The organism is Microbacterium sp. SL62, assembly GCF_026672635.1.
Taxonomy (GTDB): domain Bacteria; phylum Actinomycetota; class Actinomycetes; order Actinomycetales; family Microbacteriaceae; genus Microbacterium; species Microbacterium testaceum_A.
In genome coordinates this window covers 1,293,651-1,314,270 of the sequence record NZ_JAPPRM010000001.1, presented here as the reverse complement: position 1 = coordinate 1,314,270, position 20,620 = coordinate 1,293,651, and the positions used below count along the sequence as shown (strand labels likewise).

Genomic DNA, 20,620 nt, shown 5'->3' with positions numbered 1-20,620 from the left:
CGCGCCTGGATGGCGCAGGATCCGGATGCCGTGACCCGAGAAGAACTGTCGGAGCTGCTCGCGCGCGTCGAGGACGGCGATGCGGAGGCTGCCGCCGCCCTCGAGGATCGTTTCTCGACGCGGCTGGCCTTCGGCACCGCGGGCCTGCGCGGAACACTCGGTGCCGGCTCCAACCGCATGAATCGCGTGCTCGTCGCCCAGGCGGCGGCCGGTTTCGCGGCGTACCTGCTCGAGCGCTCGGGCGGCGAGACGCCCACGGTCGTCGTCGGGTACGACGGACGCCGAAATTCCGACGTGTTCGCGCGCGACTCGGTCGAGATCTTCGCCGGCGCGGGCCTGAACGCGATCCTGCTCCCCCGCCTGCTGCCCACGCCCGTGCTCGCCTTCGCCGTGCGCCACCTCGGTGCCGACGCGGGCGTCATGGTCACCGCCAGCCACAACCCGCCCGACGACAATGGCTACAAGGTCTACCTCGGCGGCGCCGACGAGGGCGCGCAGATCGTCTCACCGGCGGATGCCGAGATCGCCGCCCACATCCAGCGGATCGCCGACGAGGGCAACATCACCACCCTCCCCCGCTCGGTCGGCTACGCCAACGCCCCCGAGTCGGTCGTCGAGGCGTACGTCTCCGCGACCGCCGCGGTGGCACCCGCACCCGCCGCAGCCGAGGGTCTCAACTGGGTCTACACCGCCATGCACGGCGTCGGATGGGAGACCGTCTCGCGCGTGCTGACCGAAGCGGGCTACCCCCAGCCCACCGTCGTCGAGGCGCAGATCCACCCCGACGGGCGCTTCCCGACCGTCGCGTTTCCCAACCCCGAAGAGCCCGGGGCCATGGACCTCTCGTTCGAGACCGCGCGCGCCGTCGACGCCGAGCTCGTCATCGCGAACGATCCGGATGCCGACCGCCTGGCCGTCGCGGTCCCCGACGCCGACTCCGAGGGCGGGTGGCGACGGCTGACCGGCAACGAGATCGGGCTGCTGCTGGGGTGGCGCGCGGCGCGGCTCGCGGCTGCGGGGTCGGGCATCGGCGGAGACGCCGGGGCGCCGGCATCCCTCGCCTGCTCTCTGGTCTCGTCGCCCGGACTCCAGGCCGTCGCCGAGCACTACGGTCTCGAGTTCCACTCCACCCTCACCGGGTTCAAGTGGATCTCGCGGGCGCCCGGCATCGTGTTCGGCTTCGAAGAGGCCCTCGGCTACCTCGTCAACCCGACGACCGTGCGCGACAAGGACGGGATCTCGGCCGCCGTGGCTCTTCTGGGCATGGCATCCGAGGCTCGCGCTCAGGGCCGCACCGTGGCCGACCTGCTGCAGGAGTTCCGCGACACGTTCGGCGCCTTCGCGAGCGACCAGATCTCGGTGCGCGTGAGCGACGTCAGCGAGATCGCAGGGATCATGGCCGCGCTGCGCGCCCAGCCCCCCGCCGCGGTGGGCGAGATCGCCGTGTCGCGCATCGACGACCTGCTGCTCGGCGTCGACGGACTGCCCCCGGGCGACGTGCTGCGCCTGTGGCTCGACGACGGCTCCCGCCTGATCGTTCGCCCCAGCGGCACCGAGCCCAAGCTGAAGCTGTACCTCGACGTGCGCGGCTCGTCGGCCAAGAAGGCGCGCCGGCGTCTCGAGGCCCTGCGCGCCGGGGCCGAAGAGCTGCTGGTGTCGGTGCGCTGAGGGGTCCGGCGCGGCGGACGACGAGCGCCGACCCGGTTCGGGGCGCGAACCGTGGCCCCGGGGTGCACTCCATGGCCCCGGGGTGCACTCCATGGCCCCGGGGCCACGAATGAGCAGGTCACCGCGCCTGAGGGGACGTGGCCGCAGGCATCATGAGCATGCGGGGACGCGGAATCGCTGGTGCTGCTGCGCTGTGAAGCGCGCAGGGGGCCTCCCTGCTGGCTACGGTCTGCGGCGCAGATTGTGGCCCCGGGGCGTGCCCCGTGGCCCCGGGGCCACGGACGGGCATGTCAGCGCGCTCGGGCTGTATGGCCGCAGCCTGGTGGGGAAGAGGCTGCCGCGGGGTGCGCCCCTCCTCCCCATCCACGGGTTCGCGCCCTCTGTCCGCAGTCGGGGCGTCCCGGTCCGCGAGGGAGCGCCGGTGACCGCAACGATCAGGCCATGTCGAATGCATTCGTCGTTCCTCTGCGTCGTCGTCGTGACCTGGAGGATCTGGGGTGGGACTCCCGCCAGATCGCCCGCGCTTTGAAGGCCGGCCAACTCATCGCCGTGCGGCGCGGTGTGTTCGCACGCGCTTCCGAGCTGCAGGATCTAAAGATCGAGGAGCAGGTGGTCCTTCGGGCACGCTCCTACGGTGCCGTCGCGACCTCTCGCCCAATTTTCGCCGGTCGCACTGCTGCGGCCCTCCATGGACTCCCGCTGCTCGCAGATGATGGGCGACTGCACGTCTGCTCGCCCGAAAATCGACCGAGCGCTGCTTCTGACGTCGTCCGGCACCGCGGAGAACTCAGCACCGATGACATCACGGAAATCAACGGAATCGCATGTACGTCACTCGTTCGAACCGTCGCTGACGTGGCGAGATGGGAATCGCGAGAGTCGGCCGTTTCAGCGGCTGACGCCGGTCTGCGCGCCATCGCTTGGACACCATCCAACACGTACGACCTGGACAAGGCGGCGACGTTTCGCGCGTCCGCAATCGACGCTCTCGACGTCTCTCCGCGCGGACGTCGCCGCGGGCGCCGCGCTCTGGAGTTCGCAGACGGACGAGCACAGCGCCCCGGAGAGAGCATCAGCCGAATCCGACTCGACGAGCTGGGCTTCGCCTCCCCGTCACTGCAGGTTGCCGTTGACGGGCCGCGTGGTAAGACCTACTGGCTCGACTTCGGGCTCGATGAAGCGAACGCATGGGGAGAATTCGACGGCAAGGTGAAGTACCGCGAGCTCGCCGACACCTCTGGACGCTCGTCTCGCGAGGTCGTCGAAGCGGAGAAGCGGCGCGAGGACTGGATTCGAGGCACCACGGGGCGCGCCGTGGTGCGCTGGGGGTGGGAACACATCAGCGACGCCGCCGCTCTGGGCCGCCGTCTTGCTGCCTTCGGTGTGCGCCCCGGACCGCGTCCGTGAACCGCTTCGAGTAGCAGGCGCGCCCACATCCGTGGGTCATGGATCGGTGCCCAGGCCAGCCGCAGCCTGAGACGCACAGCGCACAGCGCACGACTGGTGCGCCAAGCTGCCCCTGCCGTTCGACATCACGCCGTCGCCCAGCGGGGCCGGGGCGGCCGTTCGGGGCGGCGGATGTGGCCCCGGGACCACGAACCACGCCCCGGAGCCACGAATCACGCCCCACAACGACCGAGAGAGGTACCGTCCACGCCCCGGGACCACCAACTACGCCCCACAACGCGTGAGAGACGTGCCGGGCAAGCTTCGACCGGCGGCGAGGACCCGCCTCAGCCGTCGATCACCGCGACCAGTTCGTCCAGGAACGCGGGGAACGACACCGCGCGGCGGACGATGCGCTGCACGCTCTCGCGCTCGCTGAACACCTCGACGAACTGCTCGAACACCGTCTGGAAGGCCTCGCGGTCGGTCTCGCTGAAGGCCACGAGCGCCACGACCTGCACGCGACCCTCGCCCCATGCGATCGAGGGGTCGGCGATGCCGATGGCGATGCGGGTCTGGGTCGCCGTCATGCCCATCGCGTGAGGCACGGCGAGCGCGTCGGTGAACGCGGTGGACGAGATGGCCTCGCGCTCCACGGCCCGAGCCACGTAGGCGTCGTCGATCACGCTCTGCTCGACGAGCATCTCGCCGAGGCGTCGGATGACGCCGGCCTCGCCGTCAGCGGCATCCAGCCCCCGCACGAATGCCTCGGGCGCGAAGTACCGTTCGAGCTCGGCCCGCAGGCGCGCCAGACGCCGCCCGCGGCGGATGCGACCGGCGGCGGCTTGCACGCGCTCGACGTCGGCGTCGGTGAGGAACGGCTGGATCCGCACGAAGCGGTCGCCCGGCCGCGGCGGGTCGATGGTCGTGAGCACGAGGTCGGTCTCGATCGAATCCCACGCCGGGTCGATGCGCGTCTCGACGCCCACGACCTCGATCGCCTGGCCGAGCGAGCGGTCGACGCTCGAGCGCAGGAGCTCGTGCAGCTCGTAGTACCCGGGGCACACGATCGTCGCCGTCAGCAGTTGGTCGGCGCGGCGGCTGCGCTCGAGGCGGCCGCCGACGTGCATCGCGATGTAGGCGATCTCGTCGTCGAGGATCGGGATGCCCAGGCCGTCCTGCAGCCCCTTGGCGATGTAGACCGCGACCTCGAAGATCATCGGGTACGTCGACTTCAGCGACCGCGTGAGCGGATTGCGCGACCACGCCTGCTCACGCGAGCGGTGCAGAAGGTTCTGCACGTGCAGCGCCAAGCGCAGGATGAAGTCGTCGTGGGCGATGTCGACGAGGAACTCGGATGCCGCGTTCTCGACGACCCGCCGGACGGCCACCTCGACCGCCGGGTCGAGGCGGGAGCGCACGTCGTCGCCGGCCGGGGAGCCGGGTGCGACGATGCGGGTCAGCACGAGGGTCGCGAGGTGGCGCAGGTCGCCCGAGCCGAGTTGCACGCCGATGTGCTTGACCGTCAGTCGGTCGAGCAGGGCGACGACGGCGGCCGCGGCATCCGACGAATCCCCGCCCGGGGAGCCGAGGGCCCGATCGCGCGTCGTGCGGTCGGCGGCGATCGCGATGTGCATCACCACATCGCCGATGCCGATCTCGTTGACGTAGTAGCCGAGGGCGCCGAGTTCGGCGACGAGTTCGGCTTTGAACGGCCCGAATGCGCGGGCGCCGACCGACTGCTCGCCGAGTGTGCGCCGCAGGGCGTCGAGGTCGAAGAGCCCGGCGTCCATCTCGTCGTGCGCGAGTTTCGACAGGAGCCGGCGTTGGGCGACCTCGGTTCCGCGCAGGCGGGCGGTGGATGCCGAGCGCTCGAGCGTCAGCTCCGTTCCGCCGAGCAGTCCCCGCACGCGTGACAGATCCGCCTCGAGGGTCGCGGCACTCACGTGCAGGGCGTCGGCCGTGTCGAAGACGTCGATGCCGTCGGCGGAATCCAGAAGCCGCCGGACGAGGGTGTGCAGACGATCGCGGGGGGTGCCGGCATCCGTTCCGGTCAACGCCCGAAGGGCTGCGGCGGCGTCGGACCCGGCGCGATAGCCGAGGGGCCCGGACTCGATTGCGGCTCCGCCGGGGACACGGGCGTTGATCGCCGTGACATAGGACCGGACACTGCGCGGGGTCACTCCGAGCGCGTCGGCGAGAGACGCCGCGGTCGACCATTCCCCGTCCCGCAGCAACAGGGCCAGCAGGCGGTCTTGGCGAGCCTTCGTCGTCACGATCCGTCCTCCGCACCGCCCCGGTTGGCAGCCTTCCATCCATCCTTTCACGCCCGTCCGCACCGGGCGCGGCTAGGGACGGCGCGCGCAGGAGGCGGCTGCGGCATCCGCGTTCCGGGGGGTGGGAAACGAACCTGGTTGTCCGCTGTGAGACAGGTGCGGACAATCGAGAGGAAGAAAGGCCGGTCGATGAGGATCCTCGTGGTGTGTGGAGCGGGTGCGTCGAGCACGTTCGTCGCGCAACGCGTCCGTCGTGCTGCGCACGAGAAGGGCCTGGACTACTCCGCCTCGGCGGGAACCTCGCGGTCCCTCCCGATCGACCTCGATGCCGCCGACCTCGTGCTGGTCGGCCCGCACCTCGCGCCCGAACTCGAGCGCATCCGCCTCGAGGCCGCCCCGCGCGGCGTGACCGTCGTCCTGCTGCCCGACGACGTCTTCGCCGACCAGAGCGGCACCCGAACCCTCGCCCTGGTCGAGGACGCCCTGCGTTCCGCCCAGCCCGCGGACACGATCTGAACTCGACGGAGAGGACACCCATGCCCCACCTGACACGCACCGTCCGCATCGGATCGTCGCACGGCCTGCACGCGCGCCCCGCGAAGCTCTTCGCCCAGGCGGCGAAGGACTCCGGCATCCCGGTGACCCTCGCCAAGGACGCGGGGAAGCCGATCAACGCCGCGAGCATCCTCGGGATCATCGCGCTGGGACTCGAGCAGGGCGACTATGTGACCCTCACCGCCGACGGCGACAACGCCGAAGCGACGCTGGAGCGCCTCGCGGAGCTCCTCACCACCGACCACGACGCCGAGTAAAGGAACACAGCACCATGACGGAACTCCGTGGAGTCGGAATCGGACTGGGCGTGGCCCAGGGACCCATCGCGCGCATGGCCGAGCCCCTGCCCGCTCCGAAGGACGCCAAGAGCGAGCTGAGCGTCGACGACGAGACGGCGCGCGTGCGCGAGGCCATCGGTGCCGTCGCCCGCGAGCTCGAAGCCCGCGGCGCCCAGGCCGGCGGCGCCGCCCGCGACGTGCTCGAGGCGCAGGCGATGATCGCCGAAGACCCGACCCTCGAAGCCGAGGTCGACGCGCGCCTGGCCGCCGGCAAGACCGGCGAGTTCGCCGTGCACGACGCCTTCGCCTCGTTCCGCGAGCAGCTCGTGGCCCTCGGCGGCTACCTCGGCGAGCGCGCGGCCGACCTCGACGACGTCGCCCAGCGCGTGATCGCGCGTCTGCGGGGCGTCGCCGCTCCCGGCATCCCGGATCCTGGTCACCCCTTCGTGCTGGTCGCGAAGGACCTCGCCCCCGCCGACACCGCCCTGCTCGACCTCGACAAGGTGCTGGCCCTGGTCACCACCGAGGGCGGCCCGACCTCGCACACCGCGATCCTCGCGCGCGAGAAGTCGATCGTCGCCGTCGTGGGCGCGGCCGGAGCGAAGGACCTCGTCGACGGGCAGTCGGTCATCGTCGATGCCGCCGCCGGCGTCGTGACCGTCGACCCGAGCGACGACGAGAAGGCGCGAGCCGCCAACCGTGCCGAGGCGCGCGCAGCCGCGGCATCCGCCCCCATCACCGACGGCGCCCTCGCCGACGGCACGAAGGTTCCGCTGCTGGCCAACCTCGGCAAGCCCGGCGGAGCCGCCGAGGCCGTCGAGCTCGGCGCCGAGGGCGTGGGCCTCTTCCGCACCGAGTTCCTCTTCCTCAGCTCCAGCTCGGCCCCCACCGTCGAGGAGCAGCGCGCGGCGTACACCGAGCTGCTCAGCGCCTTCCCCGGCAAGAAGGTCGTCGTGCGCGTGCTCGACGCCGGCGCCGACAAGCCCCTGCCGTTCCTCAACGACGCGCACGAGGAGAACCCCGCGCTGGGTCTGCGGGGCCTGCGCGCCCTCCGTGCCAGCGAGGACATCCTGCGCGAGCAGCTGACGGCTCTCGCCGAAGCGGATGCCGCGACCCGGGCGTCCGAGGCTGGCCCCGCCGACCTGTGGGTCATGGCGCCCATGGTCTCGACCGTCGAAGAGACCCGGTACTTCACCGCGCTGGCGAAGGACTACGGCCTGAAGACCACCGGCGTCATGGTCGAGGTCCCCTCGTCGGCCCTCCTGGCCGACCGCATCCTCGAGATCGCCGACTTCGCCTCGATCGGCACGAACGACCTGACGCAGTACACGCTCGCCGCCGACCGCCTGCTCGGCTCGGTCGCGTCGTTCCAGGACCCGTGGCATCCGGCCGTCCTCCGCCTCATCCGCGAGGTCGGGGCCGCGGGCCGCACGCACGGCAAGCCCGTCGGCATCTGCGGCGAGGCCGCGGCCGACCCCATGCTCGCCGTCGTGCTCGTCGGGCTCGGTGCCACCACGCTGTCGATGGCCCCCACAGCCCTCGCCGACGTGCGCGCGACCCTGCTCACCCACACTCTCGACGATGCCCGCCGCATCGCCGAGGCCGCCCTGGCCGCGGATGACGCGGCCTCCGCCCGCGAGGCAGCGCAGGCCGCCTCCACCCTCGTCCACACCCCGTAAACCCCGGGGCGGTTCCGGCCGCCCCGTCGACACCGCGGCGTCAGCCGCACCCCCATACGGCCCCGGCCGTGCAGTCAGTCAAGGAGACACAGCAATGACGACGACGTCACCCACCAAGAAGCCGGGAGGGGCACGGATCGCGGTTCAGCGATTCGGCACGTTCCTCTCCGGCATGATCATGCCGAACATCGCGGCATTCATCGCATGGGGCTTCATCACCATGCTCTTCATCCCCGCCGGATTCTTCGGTGCCAACAGCCCCTTCGGCTGGCACTGGGCCCCCGTCGCCGAGATCCTCGGCGGAGGCGGAAACGCCGCGACCATCAACTGGCCCGGGGCGATGACCGCGCTCACGGCGAACGAAGACGGCAGCACCTACCAGGGCTACGTCGGCCTGGTCAGCGTCATGATCACCTACCTGCTGCCGCTGCTCATCGCCAACACCGGTGGGCGTATCGTCTACGGCGCCCGCGGTGGCGTCGTGGCGACCATCGCCGTGATGGGCGTCATCGTCGGCACCAACATCCCGATGTTCCTCGGCGCGATGATCATGGGCCCGCTCGCGGCCTGGGTCACCAAGCAGATGGACAAGCTGTGGGACGGAAAGATCCGCCCCGGCTTCGAGATGCTCGTGAACAACTTCTCCGCCGGCATCCTGGGTATGATCCTCGCGATCGTCGGCTTCTTCGCCTTCGGTCCCGTGTTCCTCGGCATCAGCGCGGTCCTCGGCAGCATCGTCGCGTTCCTTGTGCAGTTCAACCTGCTGCCGGTGCTGTCGATCATCGTCGAGCCGGCCAAGGTGCTCTTCCTCAACAACGCCATCAACCACGGCGTCTTCACCCCGCTCGGCATCGAGCAGGCGGCGGAGTCGGGCAAGTCGATCCTGTTCCTCATCGAGGCGAACCCCGGCCCCGGCCTGGGCCTGCTGCTCGCCTTCACCTTCTTCGGTGTCGGTGCGGCCAAGGCCTCGGCTCCCGGCGCGATCATCATCCAGTTCCTCGGTGGCATCCACGAGATCTACTTCCCGTACGCCCTCGCGAAGCCCATGACGATCCTCGCGCTGATCGCCGGTGGCGCCTCGGGTGTCGCGACGAACATGATCTTCCAGGGCGGACTGGCCTTCCCGGCCGCTCCCGGCAGCATCATCGCCGTCACCGTCGCCGCCATCGGCGCCGGTCCCGCCAACCTCCTCGTGGTCTACCTGTCGGTCGTCGTGGCCGCCGCGGTGACCTTCCTGGTGGCCGGCGTCATCCTCCGCGCCTCGCGCAAGCGCGACCAGGAGGCCGAGGGCGACAGCTTCGCCGCGGCCATCGACCAGACCGCCGCGAACAAGGGCAAGGAGTCCTCCGCCCTCGGTGCCCTCCGCACCCGCGCCGCCGGAACGACCGGCTCGGGCACGACCGAGGCGGCCGACCGCGACGTCGACGCCGCCCTCGGCGGCACCGCCGGCGCCGTGGCGACCAAGCAGCTGAACAACATCGTGTTCGCCTGCGACGCCGGCATGGGCTCTTCGGCCATGGGCGCCAGCGTCCTGCGCAACAAGATCAAGAAGGCCGGCATCGACGGCGTCACGGTCACCAACCAGGCGATCGCGAACCTCGACGGCTCGGCCGACCTGGTCATCACGCAGAACCAGCTCACCGACCGCGCGAAGGCGCAGTCGCCCGACTCGCTCCACGTGTCGGTCGACAACTTCATGAACTCGCCGAAGTACGACGAGGTCGTGGAGATGGTGCGCGCTCAGCACGAAGCCAAGTAATTCCCCTAGCACGCCAGGGGTCGGTGCGTCAGCCCGGCCCCTGGCGTCTTCCCGTCCGGCCCGCGGTTTGCGAGGCTGGACAGCACGACGAGAAAGGCGAGAATCATGTCGAACGTCCTCCGTAGCGAATCCGTCCGCATCCACCCCGGCAGCGCCACCCGCGAGGAGGCGATGAAGGAGGCCGCCGACCTGCTCCAGGCCACCGGCGCCGTCACCGCCGACTACTTCGCCGCCATGCAGCAGCGCGAAGAGACCGTGTCGACCTACATGGGCAACGAGCTCGCGATCCCGCACGGCACGAACGAGACCAAGCAGGCGATCCTCGAGTCCGGCCTGTCCGTCGTGCGCTACGACGGCGGCGTCGACTGGGGCGGGGAACCCGTCACCTTCGTCATCGGCATCGCCGGCAAGGGCGACGAGCACCTCGAGATCCTCTCGCAGATCGCGATCCTGTTCTCCGAGGAGGACGACGTCGCGCGCCTGAAGGCCGCTTCCTCCCCCGAGGAGCTCTTCCAGGCCCTCTCGGGCTCCGTCAACGCATGAAGGCCGTCCACTTCGGCGCCGGCAACATCGGCCGGGGCTTCGTCGGTCTGCTCCTGCACGAGGGCGGGTACGACCTCGTCTTCTCCGACGTGTCGGCGGCCCTCGTCGAGGCGATCAACTCCGCGTCGTCGTACACCGTCCACGAGGTGGGCGAGGGCGGCGTCGACAAGGAGGTGACCGGCTTCCGCGCGATCGACAGTTCGGTGGATGCCGAGGCGCTCGTCGACGAGATCGCCACCGCCGACGTGGTGACCACCGCCGTCGGGCCGACGATCCTGAAGTTCGTCGCCCCGCACATCGTGGCGGGTCTGGCTCTTCGCGACCCCTCGCTCGCGCCGCTGCAGATCATGGCGTGCGAGAACGCGATCGGGGCGACCGACCAGCTGCGGGAGCACGTGGTCGAGCTCGCCGGTGAGTCCTGGGATGCCTTGGCATCCCGTTCGGTCTTCGCCAACACCGCGGTCGACCGCATCGTCCCGGCCCAGTCCGGCGGCGGCGTCGACGTCACCGTCGAGCCGTTCTACGAGTGGGCGATCGAGCGGCCGCCCTTCGGCGACAACCCCCCGCACATCCCCGGGGCGCACTTCGTCGACGACCTCGAGCCCTATATCGAGCGCAAGCTCTTCACGGTGAACACCGGGCACGCCACCACCGCGTACTTCGGTGCGCAGGCGGGCATCGAGCGCATCTCGGACGCCCTGGCGGACCCCGAGATCGCGGCGAAGGTCGAGGCCGCGCTGGAGGAGACCAGCGCTCTGCTGGTCGAGAAGCACGAGTTGGATGCCGGCGTGCAGGGCGAGTACCGCGCGACGATCCTGCGCCGCTTCCGCAACGCCGCCCTGCCCGACACGGTGTGGCGCGTGGGGCGTCAGCCGCTGCGCAAGCTCTCGCGTCACGAGCGTTTCGTCGGACCCGCCGCCGAGGCCGTGGAGCGGGGCCTGCCCGTCGACGCCCTGGTCGCCGCCATGGCCGCCGCACTCGAGTTCTCGGACGCCGAGGACGCCCAGGCCGTCGACCTGCAGCGCATGCTGCGCGAACTCGATGCCGAGGCGTTCACGGCGGAGGTCACCGGCCTCGACCCCGAGCACGCGCTGTACGCGCGCATCGTCGAGATCGTCGCGGCGCGCAAGGCGGCACTGCCCGCCTGAGCCCCGCGTTACCCTCGAGAGGTGACCGACACGACCCCGTCCGACGCCGGCGGAGCGCCCCGAGCGCCCCGCCGGCGTCGTCGTCTTCTGCGCTGGATCCTCGGTGGTCTGGGCGCGATCGTGGTGCTGCTGGTGGGCGGCATCCTGATCTACAGCCAGGTGGGCGTCATGGGCGCCGAACCCGAGCCGCTGTCTGAAGCGCAGGCGAACCCCGGGCTCACCATCACCGACGACGGGTCCGGCCTCGTCCTCTCCCCCACCTCCGGCGCGACCGGGCAGGGGCTGGTGTTCATCCCGGGGGCGAAGGTCGCGGCCGCGGGGTACATCGCGACCTTCGCCGACACCGTCGTCGACGACGGCGTCACCGTCGTCATCACGAAGCCCTGGCTGAACCTCGCGTTCTTCGACCCGCGGCCGCTGTCGACCTTCACGGGCCTCGCCCCCGACGTGTCGACCTGGGCGGTCGGCGGTCACTCCCTCGGCGGCGTGCGGGCGTGCCAGTTGGCACCCGACGCCGATGCCCTCGTGCTGTTCGCCTCGTACTGCGCGAACGACCTCTCGGCATCCGGTCTGCCCGTTCTGAGTCTGTCGGGTTCGGAGGACGGCCTGTCCACGCCGCAGAAGATCGCGGATGCCAAGGGCGAACTCCCGGCGAACACGACTTTCGTCGAGATCCCCGGCGCCTCGCACGCCTCCTTCGGCGCGTACGGCCCGCAGCCGGGCGACGGCACCCCGACGGCGGAACCGGCCGAGGTCGACCGCGTGATCGCCGCGCAGCTCGCCGGCTTCCTCCCCCGGCCCTGACGCGCCGGCCCGGCGGCCAGTCGTCGCGGGGCAGGCGGACGGCGGCGCGAGCGAAACTCCTGAGAATCTCTCCGCTCAATCGCCGTCGGCGGGGCAGCAGGCCCGTCTGGCGCGAAAAGTCAGGAGTCTGGCACGAGCGAGGGCTGAGGCACCGGTTCCTCCCCAGCATCCGTTATCCACAGCTCGGGCCCTCGCCGCCCTGGGGGCGACCAGACCGACCAGTGTGAGCGGATGACGTCCCTTGATCCTTGGCGCGACGAGAACCGGGAGTCCGTCTGGACGACCCACGAACTTCACGCTGCCGGGTGGACGCGGCGCGCTCTCAACCGCGCCGTCGCAGACGGCGTTCTGACGCGCGTGCGGCAAGGGCGGTTCGTCGCGGCGGGCGCGCACGACGACATCGTCGCAGCGGCGCGTCTGGGTGGGCGACTGGACTGCGTCACCCTCCTGGCCCTGCGCGGGGTGTTCGTCCATCATCACTCGCACCGCCATGTGCAGCAGGACCCGCTGGCGAGCCGCCGACCTCCGGCACCCCGCGACGTTATCTACCACTGGCGTCCGTCGTCAGCGCCACGGGACCGCGCCGCGGTCGACGTCGTCGAAGCGCTCGCGCAGGCCATACGGTGCCAACCGCCACGGTCTGCGGTCGCCACGCTCGACAACGCCTGGCACCTCGGGCTCGTCGATGAAGCAGACGTCAGCGAGGTCTTCGCACGTGTCCCCCATCGATTCCACGCCCTGCGCCCACTGCTGGACTCGCGTGCCGAAGCGGGGACAGAGTCGCTGGCTCGCCTTCTTCTGCGTCAGCTCGGCTGCCGTGTCGAACTACAGGTTCAGATCGGCGGCGTGGGGCGTGTCGACCTGCTGGTCGATGGATGGCTCATCGTCGAGTGCGACAGCGAGCAGTTCCACAGCGGCTGGCACGTTCACAAGAAGGATCGTCGCCGCGATATGGAAGCTTTGGAGCGCGGCTATGCGACGTTGCGGCTGCTCGCCGAGGACATCCTGTACCGTCCGGACCGTGTCCGCGCCGCACTCGGGCGCATCCTGGCGCACGGCGCTCCCGGGCCGAACTCCTGAGTTTTCGACCCCACAGGACTGCGACCCGCCCGTGTGACCGCGGTCAGGCGCAACCGTCAGGAGTTTCGCGCGCCGCTCACTCGGGCGCCCCGCTCCTGCGTCCGACCGACAGCCACCCCGCCCGCACCGACGGCGGCGGACCCGGCGGGCAAAAACTCCTGAGAGGCGGGGCAGCCGAGGCAGACTACAGGGCCCCGGGGCCGTGTAAGAGCGCAGACCTCAGGAGTTTCGCGCGCCGTGCGACATTCCCGCCGCCTTTGCGAACGACGACGGCGCCCATCGAAACGATGAGCGCCGCCTCGTCCGCGCGTCAGCGCTGGAAACCCTCCGAGATGATCTCGATGAGCTCCTCGCGCTCCTCCACCGGCAGGAAGGCCCCGGCGGCCGCGTTGAGCTGGAAGGCCTCGAGGTCATCGAGGTCGTACTCGAAGGCCTGAGCGAGCAGACCCAGCTCGCGCGTGAGCGTCGTCGCGCTCATCAGGCGGTTGTCGACGTTCACGGTGACCGAGAAGTCGAGCTGGTACAGCAGGTCGAACGGGTGGGCGTCCATCGTGTCGCCCCAGGCCGTGACGGCCCCGCTCTGCAAATTCGACGTCGGCGATAGCTCAAGCGTGATCTCTCGGTCGCGGACCCAGCGGGCGAGGTCGCCGAAGGTGACCTGCACCTCCTCGCCCTCGCGCGAGACGACGTCGAGATCGTTGGCGATGCGCACGCCGTGACCGAGGCGGAGCGCCCGTCCATCGAGCAGAGCGGAGCGGATGGATGCCAGCCCCGCCCCCTCCCCCGCGTGCACGGTGGTGGGGAAGAACTGCTCGGCGAGGTAGTCGAACGCTTCGCGGTGCCGCTGCGGCAGGAACCCGTCCTCGGGGCCGGCCAGATCGAAGCCGACCACGCCGCGCCCCCGCCACGACACGGCCAGCTCGGCGATGTCGCGGGCGTTGTCGTTGTGCCGCAGGGCTGTGAGCAACTGCCCCACGCGGATGTCGCGACCGCGGGCGTCCGCGGCATCCTCTCCCGCTTCGATGCCCTCCTGCACGGCATCCACGACCTCGTCGAGGCTGAGCCCGCGCGTGAGGTGCTGCTCGGGCGCCCAGCGGACCTCGCCGTAGACGACGCCGTCCGCGGCGAGGTCTTCGACGAACTCCTTCGCCGTGCGCACGAGGCCCTCTCGCGTCTGCATGACGCCGACGGTGACCGAGAACTTCTCGAGGTAGTCCTCGAGAGAGCCGCCGTCGATGTGGTCCGAGAACCAGGCCTCGAGACCCTTCGCGTCGTCCGCGGGGAGGTCGAGATCGACCTCGTCGGCCAGTTCGAGGACGGTCTGCGGGCGCAGACCGCCGTCGAGGTGATCGTGCAGCGAGACCTTCGGAAGATCGCGCAGTTTCCGGCCGCCGATGCGGAGGTCGTCGGATGCCATGGTGCTCCTCTTTCCGGATGCCATCACGCGGTGATGCGCTCGCGCACGATCGGGGACGCCGAGGGCGCGGTGTCGCCGATCTCGAGGGCGCCCTCGACGGCGCCGAGGGCGCGTTCGAAGCGCGACTCATCGTCCGCCGACAGGGTGAACAACGGCTGACCGGCGGCGACCGTCTGACCGACGGTCACGTGCAGGTCGATGCCCGCCGCGTGCACGACGGCGTCCTCGGCACGCGCGCGGCCCGCGCCCAGGCGCCAGGCTCCGATGCCGAAGGGCAGGGCCTCGACGCGCGTGACGACGCCCGAGCGCTCGGCCACGACCGTGTGCGTCTCGCGCGGCGTCGGGAGGGCGGCATCCGGGTCTCCGTCCTGCGCGCGGATCATGCGCTTCCAGACGTCCATCGCGCGCCCGTCCGACAGGGCCGCCTCGACGTCGGCGTCCGGCTGCCCCGCGAGGCTGAGCATCTCGCGCGCCAGAGCGACCGTGAGCTCCACGACATCGGCGGGGCCGCCACCGGCGAGCACCTCGACCGATTCGCGCACCTCGTTGGCGTTGCCGATCGCACGTCCCAACGGGGTGTTCATGTCGGTGAGCAGGGCCGTGGTGTTCACCCCCGAGTCGGTGCCGAGGGCCACCATCGTCTCGGCGAGCTCACGCGCACGGTCGATGTCCTGCATGAAGGCGCCGGAGCCGAACTTCACGTCGAGCACGAGCGAGTCGGTGCCCTCAGCGATCTTCTTCGACATGATGCTCGACGCGATCAGGGGGATCGCCTCGACGGTGCCCGTGACGTCGCGAAGCGCGTACAGCTTCTTGTCCGCGGGAGCCAGGCCCGTGCCCGCGGCGCAGATGACCGCACCCACGTCGCGCAGCTGCGCCATGATCTCGTCGTTCGACAGCGCCGCGCGCCAGCCGGGGATCGACTCGAGCTTGTCGAGCGTTCCGCCGGTGTGACCGAGACCGCGGCCCGAGAGCTGCGGGACGGCGACGCCGAACGCGGCGACGAGCGGAGCCAGCGGGAGGGTGATCTTGTCGCCCACGCCCCCGGTGGAGTGCTTGTCGACGGTGACCTTGCCGAGCGAGCCGAAGTCCATGCGCTCGCCCGAGGCGATCATCGCGTCGGTGAGCACGCGAATCTGGTCGCGGCCGAGGCCGTTCAGCAGGACCGCCATGGTGAACGCCGACATCTGCGCGTCCATGACGTACCCACGCGTGTAGGCGTCGACCAGCCAGCGGATCTCGCCCTCGGTGATGGCCCGCCCGTCGCGCTGGGCGCGGATGATGTCGACGGCGTCGTACTGCTCGGCGCTCATCGTGCCGCCTCCTCGAGGTCGCGGGGTCCGAAGGCGTCGGGGAGCACGTCGTCGATGGTCCGGATGCCGCTGACGGTCTCGAGCAGCATGCCCGGGATCGCGTGCTCGAAGAGCAGCTGACGGCAGCGACCGCACGGCATGAGCGTGCGACCTTCACCGTCGACGCAGACGAAGGCCACCAGCTGGCCGCCCCCGCTCATGTGCAGGTCGGACACCAGTCCGCACTCGGCGCACAGCGTCACGCCGTAGGAGGCGTTCTCGACGTTGCACCCCGAGACGATCCGTCCGTCGGCGACGAGCGCGGCGGCTCCCACCTTGAATCGGGAGTAGGGCGCGTAAGCGCGGTGCATGGCATCCGTGGCGGCCGAACGGAGTTCGTCCCAGTCGATGTCGGTCATCGTGGAGTGGTGGATCCTCTCGTGAAGGGAAGGGGGTCAGCCCTTGATGTAGGGCTTTCCGGCGGCCGCGGGCCCCCGGATCTGGCCGGCGAAACCCGCCACCGCGATGATCGTCACGATGTAGGGCAGCATGAGCATGAACTCGCTGGGGATCGGGGTGCGCAGCACGGTCAGCAGGTTCTGCAGATTGGTCGCGAAGCCGAACAGCAGCGCCGCGAGCGTCGCGCGGATCGGGTCCCAGCGGCCGAAGATGACGGCGGCGAGGGCGATGAAGCCGAGGCCGGCGGTCATCTCTTTGGTGAACTGCCCGACCGAGACGAGCGTGAAATACGCCCCGCCGATGCCGGCGATGGCGCCCGCGAGCGAGACGTTCCAGAAGCGGCTCGAGTTGACCTTGATGCCGACGGTGTCGGCGGCCTGGGGGTGCTCGCCGACCGCGCGCAGACGCAGACCCCAGCGCGTGCGGTACAGGCCCCACGCGACCACGGCGACGACGGCGTACATCAGGTAGACGATGAAGGTCTGGTTGAACAGCACCGGCCCGATGATCGGGATGTCGCCCAGCAGCGGGATCTCGATGCGGGGGAAACGCTCGGGGCGGTTCAGCACGTCTTCGTTCGGGACGAGCAGCGCACCGTAGAGGAAGCCGGTCAGACCCGTGACGAGCACGTTCAGCACGACACCGACGATCACCTGGTCGACGAGGTACTTGATCGAGAACGCCGCGAGGACGAACGCGACGAGCACGCCGCCGACCATGGCCGCGACGAGCCCGAGGAAGGGATTGCGGGTGAGGGATGCCACGAGCGCGGCGCTGAACGCTCCGAACAGGAACTGCCCCTCGATCGCGACGTTCACGACACCGACGCGCTCGCCGATCACGCCGCCCAGGGCGCCGAAGATGAGCGGGACCGAGAGCGAGAGCGCTCCGAACAGCAGACCGGTCACGGGGACCAGTCCGTCGGCCGCGGCCCACACCAGGAACGCGAAGACGGCCAGCGCGCCGAAGGCGATCGGCAGCCAGAGCGGGGTGCGGCGGTAGCCCACGGCATCCCAGACCGACCACGCGGTGAGCAGGACCAGCAGGACGAGCACGCTCCAGCTGGTGACCGCGGTGGGAACCGCGACGCTGCCGAGGTCGATGTCGGAGGCCGGGTCGCCGAGGCGGAAGGTGCTCTGCCCGTCGCGCGGGACGAGGGCGAACAGCAGGGCGAGCAGCACGGTCACGACCGCGAGGCTCACCGCCAGCTTGATGTGGCGCACACGCACCGTGGTCAACTGGATCGCGTCATCCGCGAGATGCGTCGCGGTCATGCCGCCACCGCCTTCTTGGCCGCCTTGGCCCGGTCTTTGGCCGCGCGCTCGGCCTCGCTCTTGGGGAGGAAGAAGATCGTGCGCACCAGCGGCGGCGCCGCGATGAAGAGCACGATGAGGGCCTGCACGACGAGCACGATGTCGACCGGGATGCCCTGCGACGCCTGCATGGTGAACGAGCCCGACTTGAGGGCACCGAACAGGATGCCGGCGGCGAACACGCCCCACGGACGGCTGCGGCCGAGCAGGGCCACGGTGATGGCGTCGAAGCCGATGCCGGAATCGATGAGGCCGTCGAAGCCCGTGGTCACCGCACCCTGGATCTGGTTCATGCCGGCGAGGCCCGCAAGGCCTCCGGCGAAGAGCATCGCGTAGACGTACATGCGGGGCACCGAGATGCCCGCGGCGCGCGCGGCGTGGGGGTTCTCCCCCACCGCGCGGAGGCGGAAGCCGAGGCTCGAGCGCTCCATGAGCCACCAGACGAAGACCGTCGCGGCGATCACGAAGACGAAGCCGAGGTCGAGCAGCGGGAACTGGGGACCGAACAGCTCGGGGAACTGCGCGTTCGCGGGGGTGGCCGACGAGATCGGCTGGTCACCGGCCGGGCGCTGCAGCAGGCCCGGAGTGCGCACCATCCACGTCACCAGGTAGTAGGCGACGTAGTTCAGCATGATCGTGAGGATGACCTCGTGCGCGCCGGTGCGGGCCTTCAGAAGACCCACGATCCCACCCCAGAGCGCTCCACCGGCGATACCGACGATGAGCGTCAGCGGCAGCTGGATGATCATCGGCAGGTCGAGGTTGAACGTGACGAGTCCGGCGAACGCGCACGCGATGAGGATCTGACCGCGCCCACCGATGTTGAACAGGCCGACGCGGAACGCCAGCGCGACGCCGAGACCGGCCGCGATCAGCGGAGCCGCGAACCCGAGGGTGTTCGTGAGGGGGCGGATCTGCGCACCGAAGTCGGCGACACGGGAGTTGAACACGGCACCGCGGAACAGGGCCTCGTACCCGCCGTACACCGAGTTCCAGATCGCGGCCAGCATGTCGCCGGGACGCGCGAAGAAGTACGCGGACGTCGTGCGCACCTGGTCGTTGGTGGCGGCCATCAGGATGCCGCCGACGATCATCGCCGCGACGACCGCGAGCACCGTGGTGATCCACGACGAACGCAGCAGCTCGGTGAGGAACTGGTTCGTGCGAGGCGGTGCCGGCGTCTCGGCCGGGGTGTGACCGGTCAGGGGACCGGATGCGGTCGGCAGCTGCTCGGGCGGGAGACCGGAGTCCCCGTTCGCGCCCGTGCTCGGGATGTGGCCGCTCACGCTGTCTCCTCCGCGGGCTGCTCGCCCGCCATCATGAGCCCGAGGACCTCGCGCGGGGTGTTCCCCGGCACGATGCCCACGATGCCGCCGCGGTACATCACCGCGATGCGGTCGCCGAGGGCGGCGATCTCGTCGAGCTCCGTCGACACGACGATCACGGGCACGCCCGCATCGCGCGCGGCGACGATCTGCTTGTGGATGAATTCGATTGAGCCGACGTCCACGCCGCGGGTGGGCTGGGCGGCGACGAACAGCTTCAGCGGACGGCTCATCTCGCGGGCGATGACGACCTTCTGCTGGTTGCCGCCCGAGAGGGTGCCGACCGGGGTGGATGCCGACTGCGTCCGGATGTCGTACTCCGCGATGCGGTCGCGGGCGAACGAGCTGAGGGCCGCGCGCTTGATCGTCCCCCCGGAGACGAACGCCGCGTCGGACGAGCGGTCGAGGATGAGGTTCTCGGCGACCGAGAACCCGCCGACAAGTCCGTCTTCTTTGCGGTCCTCGGGCACGAAGCCGACGCCCGCGTCGAGGATCGCGCGGACGCTCTTGCCGACGAGGTCGGTGCCGTCGAGATCGACGGTGCCGGTCACGCCGTCAGCGAGCCCGACGATGGCCTCGACGAGTTCGGTCTGGCCGTTGCCCTGGACGCCCGCGATCGCAACGATCTCGCCGGGACGCACGTCGAGGTCGACGTCGTCGACGACCACGGTCCCCTCGGCGGTGACGACGCGCAGGTTCCGGATGGAAAGACCGCCGGATGCCGCCGCCTTCGGCGCGTCCTTGACCACGGTGAGCTCGACGGCACGACCGACCATGAGGGATGCCAGCTCGCCGTTGCTGGCGGTGGGCTCGGCCTCGCCGACGATCTTGCCGAGACGGACGACGGTGATGCGGTCGGCGACCTCACGCACCTCGCGGAGCTTGTGCGTGATGAACACGATCGAGGTGCCCTCGTCGCGCAGCTGCCGCATGATGCCCATGAGCTCGTCGGTCTCCTGCGGTGTGAGGACGGCGGTGGGCTCGTCGAACACGAGCACCTTGGCATCCCGAGAGAGGGCCTTGATGATCTCGACGCGCTGCTGCACGCCCACGGGCAGGTCGCCGACGAGGGCGTCGGGGTCGACCTCGAAGCCGAAGCGCTGCGCGACGTCGCGCACGTGCGTGCGGGCCGCGTTCAGGTCGAGAGCGCCGAGGGCCTTGGTGTTCTCGTGGCCGAGCATGACGTTCTCGGCCACGGTGAAGACGGGGATGAGCATGAAGTGCTGGTGCACCATGCCGATTCCCGCGGCCATGGCGTCGCCCGGACCGCGGAAACGTTGGACGACGTCGTCCAGGAGGATCTCGCCCTCATCGGCCTGGTACAGGCCGTAGAGGACGTTCATGAGTGTGGATTTACCGGCACCGTTCTCTCCGAGGAGAGCGTGGATCTCACCAGGCTGAACGACCAGATCGATGTGGTCGTTCGCAACCAGGGACCCGAACCGCTTGGTGATGCCGCGGAGCTCGAGCTTCATGCTGTGCACCCTATTCGAAGACGTTAAGAAGACGGAAAGAAACCGCGGTCGCTCGGACTCCTGGTCCGAGCGACCGCGGTTGTGATCTCAAAGGGCCTCAGGCCCGGGGGCCGCTCGGACTCCTGGTCCGAGCGACCGCGGTTGTGATCTCAAAGGGCCTCAG

17 protein-coding genes are annotated in these 20,620 nt (G+C 70.3%); 10 read left to right on the top strand and 7 right to left on the bottom strand.

Annotated features, from left to right (window positions below; translation table 11 throughout):
- Positions 1 to 9 precede the first annotated feature (9 nt).
- Both OVA26_RS06180 and OVA26_RS06175 read left to right on the top strand, forming a co-directional pair.
- Positions 10 to 1,668 carry a phospho-sugar mutase gene (locus tag OVA26_RS06180; protein ID WP_268104882.1) on the top strand — a complete coding sequence of 553 codons (1,659 nt, stop codon included), beginning with the start codon at positions 10 to 12 and terminating at the stop codon, positions 1,666 to 1,668.
- 855 nt (positions 1,669 to 2,523) lie between these two features.
- A complete protein-coding gene (locus OVA26_RS06175) occupies positions 2,524 to 3,075 on the top strand; it encodes a hypothetical protein (RefSeq protein ID WP_268103451.1) in 552 nt (183 codons plus the stop codon).
- A 326-nt stretch (positions 3,076 to 3,401) separates the two neighbouring features.
- Here OVA26_RS06175 and OVA26_RS06170 read toward each other — a convergent pair whose 3' ends face one another.
- Positions 3,402 to 5,369 carry a BglG family transcription antiterminator gene (locus OVA26_RS06170; protein ID WP_268103450.1) on the bottom strand — a complete coding sequence of 656 codons (1,968 nt, stop codon included), beginning with the start codon at positions 5,367 to 5,369 and terminating at the stop codon, positions 3,402 to 3,404.
- 150 nt (positions 5,370 to 5,519) lie between these two features.
- Between OVA26_RS06170 and OVA26_RS06165 the strand changes: the two genes are divergently transcribed.
- From OVA26_RS06165 to OVA26_RS06130, 8 genes are all read left to right on the top strand, one after another.
- On the top strand, positions 5,520 to 5,846 hold the full coding sequence (locus OVA26_RS06165) for a PTS sugar transporter subunit IIB (protein WP_056226764.1): 327 nt from the start codon (positions 5,520 to 5,522) through the stop codon (positions 5,844 to 5,846).
- 20 nt (positions 5,847 to 5,866) lie between these two features.
- Entirely contained in the window at positions 5,867 to 6,142 is a 276-nt protein-coding gene (locus OVA26_RS06160) for an HPr family phosphocarrier protein (protein WP_056226762.1), read from the top strand.
- Between the two features lie 14 nt (positions 6,143 to 6,156).
- Positions 6,157 to 7,842, top strand: a complete 1,686-nt coding sequence (ptsP, locus tag OVA26_RS06155) for a phosphoenolpyruvate--protein phosphotransferase (protein ID WP_268103449.1) — start codon at positions 6,157 to 6,159, stop codon at positions 7,840 to 7,842.
- A gap of 94 nt (positions 7,843 to 7,936) precedes the next feature.
- Positions 7,937 to 9,601 (top strand): PTS mannitol transporter subunit IICB, encoded by a 1,665-nt coding sequence (locus OVA26_RS06150; protein ID WP_268103448.1) that lies wholly within the window; start codon positions 7,937 to 7,939, stop codon positions 9,599 to 9,601.
- Between the two features lie 105 nt (positions 9,602 to 9,706).
- Positions 9,707 to 10,144 carry a PTS sugar transporter subunit IIA gene (locus tag OVA26_RS06145; RefSeq protein WP_056226758.1) on the top strand — a complete coding sequence of 146 codons (438 nt, stop codon included), beginning with the start codon at positions 9,707 to 9,709 and terminating at the stop codon, positions 10,142 to 10,144.
- Positions 10,141 to 11,292, top strand: coding sequence for a mannitol-1-phosphate 5-dehydrogenase (locus OVA26_RS06140; RefSeq protein ID WP_268103447.1), 1,152 nt, complete (start codon positions 10,141 to 10,143; stop codon positions 11,290 to 11,292). Before OVA26_RS06145 ends, OVA26_RS06140 begins: the two co-directional genes overlap by 4 nt.
- Positions 11,293 to 11,313: 21 nt before the next feature.
- Positions 11,314 to 12,096 carry an alpha/beta hydrolase gene (locus OVA26_RS06135; protein WP_268103446.1) on the top strand — a complete coding sequence of 261 codons (783 nt, stop codon included), beginning with the start codon at positions 11,314 to 11,316 and terminating at the stop codon, positions 12,094 to 12,096.
- Between the two features lie 231 nt (positions 12,097 to 12,327).
- Positions 12,328 to 13,176 (top strand): endonuclease domain-containing protein, encoded by an 849-nt coding sequence (locus OVA26_RS06130; protein ID WP_268103445.1) that lies wholly within the window; start codon positions 12,328 to 12,330, stop codon positions 13,174 to 13,176.
- Between the two features lie 310 nt (positions 13,177 to 13,486).
- Here OVA26_RS06130 and OVA26_RS06125 read toward each other — a convergent pair whose 3' ends face one another.
- From OVA26_RS06125 to OVA26_RS06100, 6 genes are read right to left on the bottom strand one after another with little or no spacing between them, the layout of a single operon-like run.
- Positions 13,487 to 14,593, bottom strand: a complete 1,107-nt coding sequence (locus tag OVA26_RS06125; RefSeq protein WP_056226753.1) for an adenosine deaminase — start codon at positions 14,591 to 14,593, stop codon at positions 13,487 to 13,489.
- A gap of 23 nt (positions 14,594 to 14,616) precedes the next feature.
- Positions 14,617 to 15,906: a thymidine phosphorylase gene (locus tag OVA26_RS06120; protein ID WP_268103444.1), complete on the bottom strand. Its 1,290-nt coding sequence runs from the start codon at positions 15,904 to 15,906 to the stop codon at positions 14,617 to 14,619.
- Positions 15,903 to 16,304 (bottom strand): cytidine deaminase, encoded by a 402-nt coding sequence (locus OVA26_RS06115; protein WP_268103443.1) that lies wholly within the window; start codon positions 16,302 to 16,304, stop codon positions 15,903 to 15,905. Before OVA26_RS06115 ends, OVA26_RS06120 begins: the two co-directional genes overlap by 4 nt.
- Positions 16,305 to 16,340: 36 nt before the next feature.
- Positions 16,341 to 17,618: an ABC transporter permease gene (locus tag OVA26_RS06110; protein ID WP_056226749.1), complete on the bottom strand. Its 1,278-nt coding sequence runs from the start codon at positions 17,616 to 17,618 to the stop codon at positions 16,341 to 16,343.
- Complete coding sequence (locus OVA26_RS06105; RefSeq protein WP_144782423.1) at positions 17,615 to 18,943, bottom strand: ABC transporter permease; 1,329 nt, start codon at positions 18,941 to 18,943, stop codon at positions 17,615 to 17,617. The genes OVA26_RS06110 and OVA26_RS06105 overlap by 4 nt, the downstream gene beginning before the upstream one ends.
- The gene (locus OVA26_RS06100) at positions 18,940 to 20,457 is read right to left on the bottom strand and encodes an ABC transporter ATP-binding protein (protein ID WP_268103442.1); all 1,518 of its coding nucleotides are present in this window, start codon (positions 20,455 to 20,457) and stop codon (positions 18,940 to 18,942) included. Before OVA26_RS06100 ends, OVA26_RS06105 begins: the two co-directional genes overlap by 4 nt.
- Between the last annotated feature and the right edge of the window lie 163 nt (positions 20,458 to 20,620).

Excerpts from the sequence above, each read along its gene's own strand:
- OVA26_RS06110 (WP_056226749.1), bottom strand. The coding sequence starts at position 17,618 with ATGACCGCGACGCATCTCGCGGATGACGCGATCCAGTTGACCACGGTG.
- OVA26_RS06120 (WP_268103444.1), bottom strand. The coding sequence starts at position 15,906 with ATGAGCGCCGAGCAGTACGACGCCGTCGACATCATCCGCGCCCAGCGC.
- OVA26_RS06165 (WP_056226764.1), top strand. The coding sequence starts at position 5,520 with ATGAGGATCCTCGTGGTGTGTGGAGCGGGTGCGTCGAGCACGTTCGTC.
- OVA26_RS06125 (WP_056226753.1), bottom strand. The coding sequence starts at position 14,593 with ATGGCATCCGACGACCTCCGCATCGGCGGCCGGAAACTGCGCGATCTT.
- OVA26_RS06170 (WP_268103450.1), bottom strand. The coding sequence starts at position 5,369 with ATGGAAGGCTGCCAACCGGGGCGGTGCGGAGGACGGATCGTGACGACG.
- OVA26_RS06100 (WP_268103442.1), bottom strand. The coding sequence starts at position 20,457 with ATGAAGCTCGAGCTCCGCGGCATCACCAAGCGGTTCGGGTCCCTGGTT.
- OVA26_RS06115 (WP_268103443.1), bottom strand. The coding sequence starts at position 16,304 with ATGACCGACATCGACTGGGACGAACTCCGTTCGGCCGCCACGGATGCC.
- OVA26_RS06140 (WP_268103447.1), top strand. The coding sequence starts at position 10,141 with ATGAAGGCCGTCCACTTCGGCGCCGGCAACATCGGCCGGGGCTTCGTC.
- ptsP (WP_268103449.1), top strand. The coding sequence starts at position 6,157 with ATGACGGAACTCCGTGGAGTCGGAATCGGACTGGGCGTGGCCCAGGGA.
- OVA26_RS06130 (WP_268103445.1), top strand. The coding sequence starts at position 12,328 with ATGACGTCCCTTGATCCTTGGCGCGACGAGAACCGGGAGTCCGTCTGG.
- OVA26_RS06180 (WP_268104882.1), top strand. The coding sequence starts at position 10 with ATGGCGCAGGATCCGGATGCCGTGACCCGAGAAGAACTGTCGGAGCTG.
- OVA26_RS06145 (WP_056226758.1), top strand. The coding sequence starts at position 9,707 with ATGTCGAACGTCCTCCGTAGCGAATCCGTCCGCATCCACCCCGGCAGC.
- OVA26_RS06160 (WP_056226762.1), top strand. The coding sequence starts at position 5,867 with ATGCCCCACCTGACACGCACCGTCCGCATCGGATCGTCGCACGGCCTG.
- OVA26_RS06150 (WP_268103448.1), top strand. The coding sequence starts at position 7,937 with ATGACGACGACGTCACCCACCAAGAAGCCGGGAGGGGCACGGATCGCG.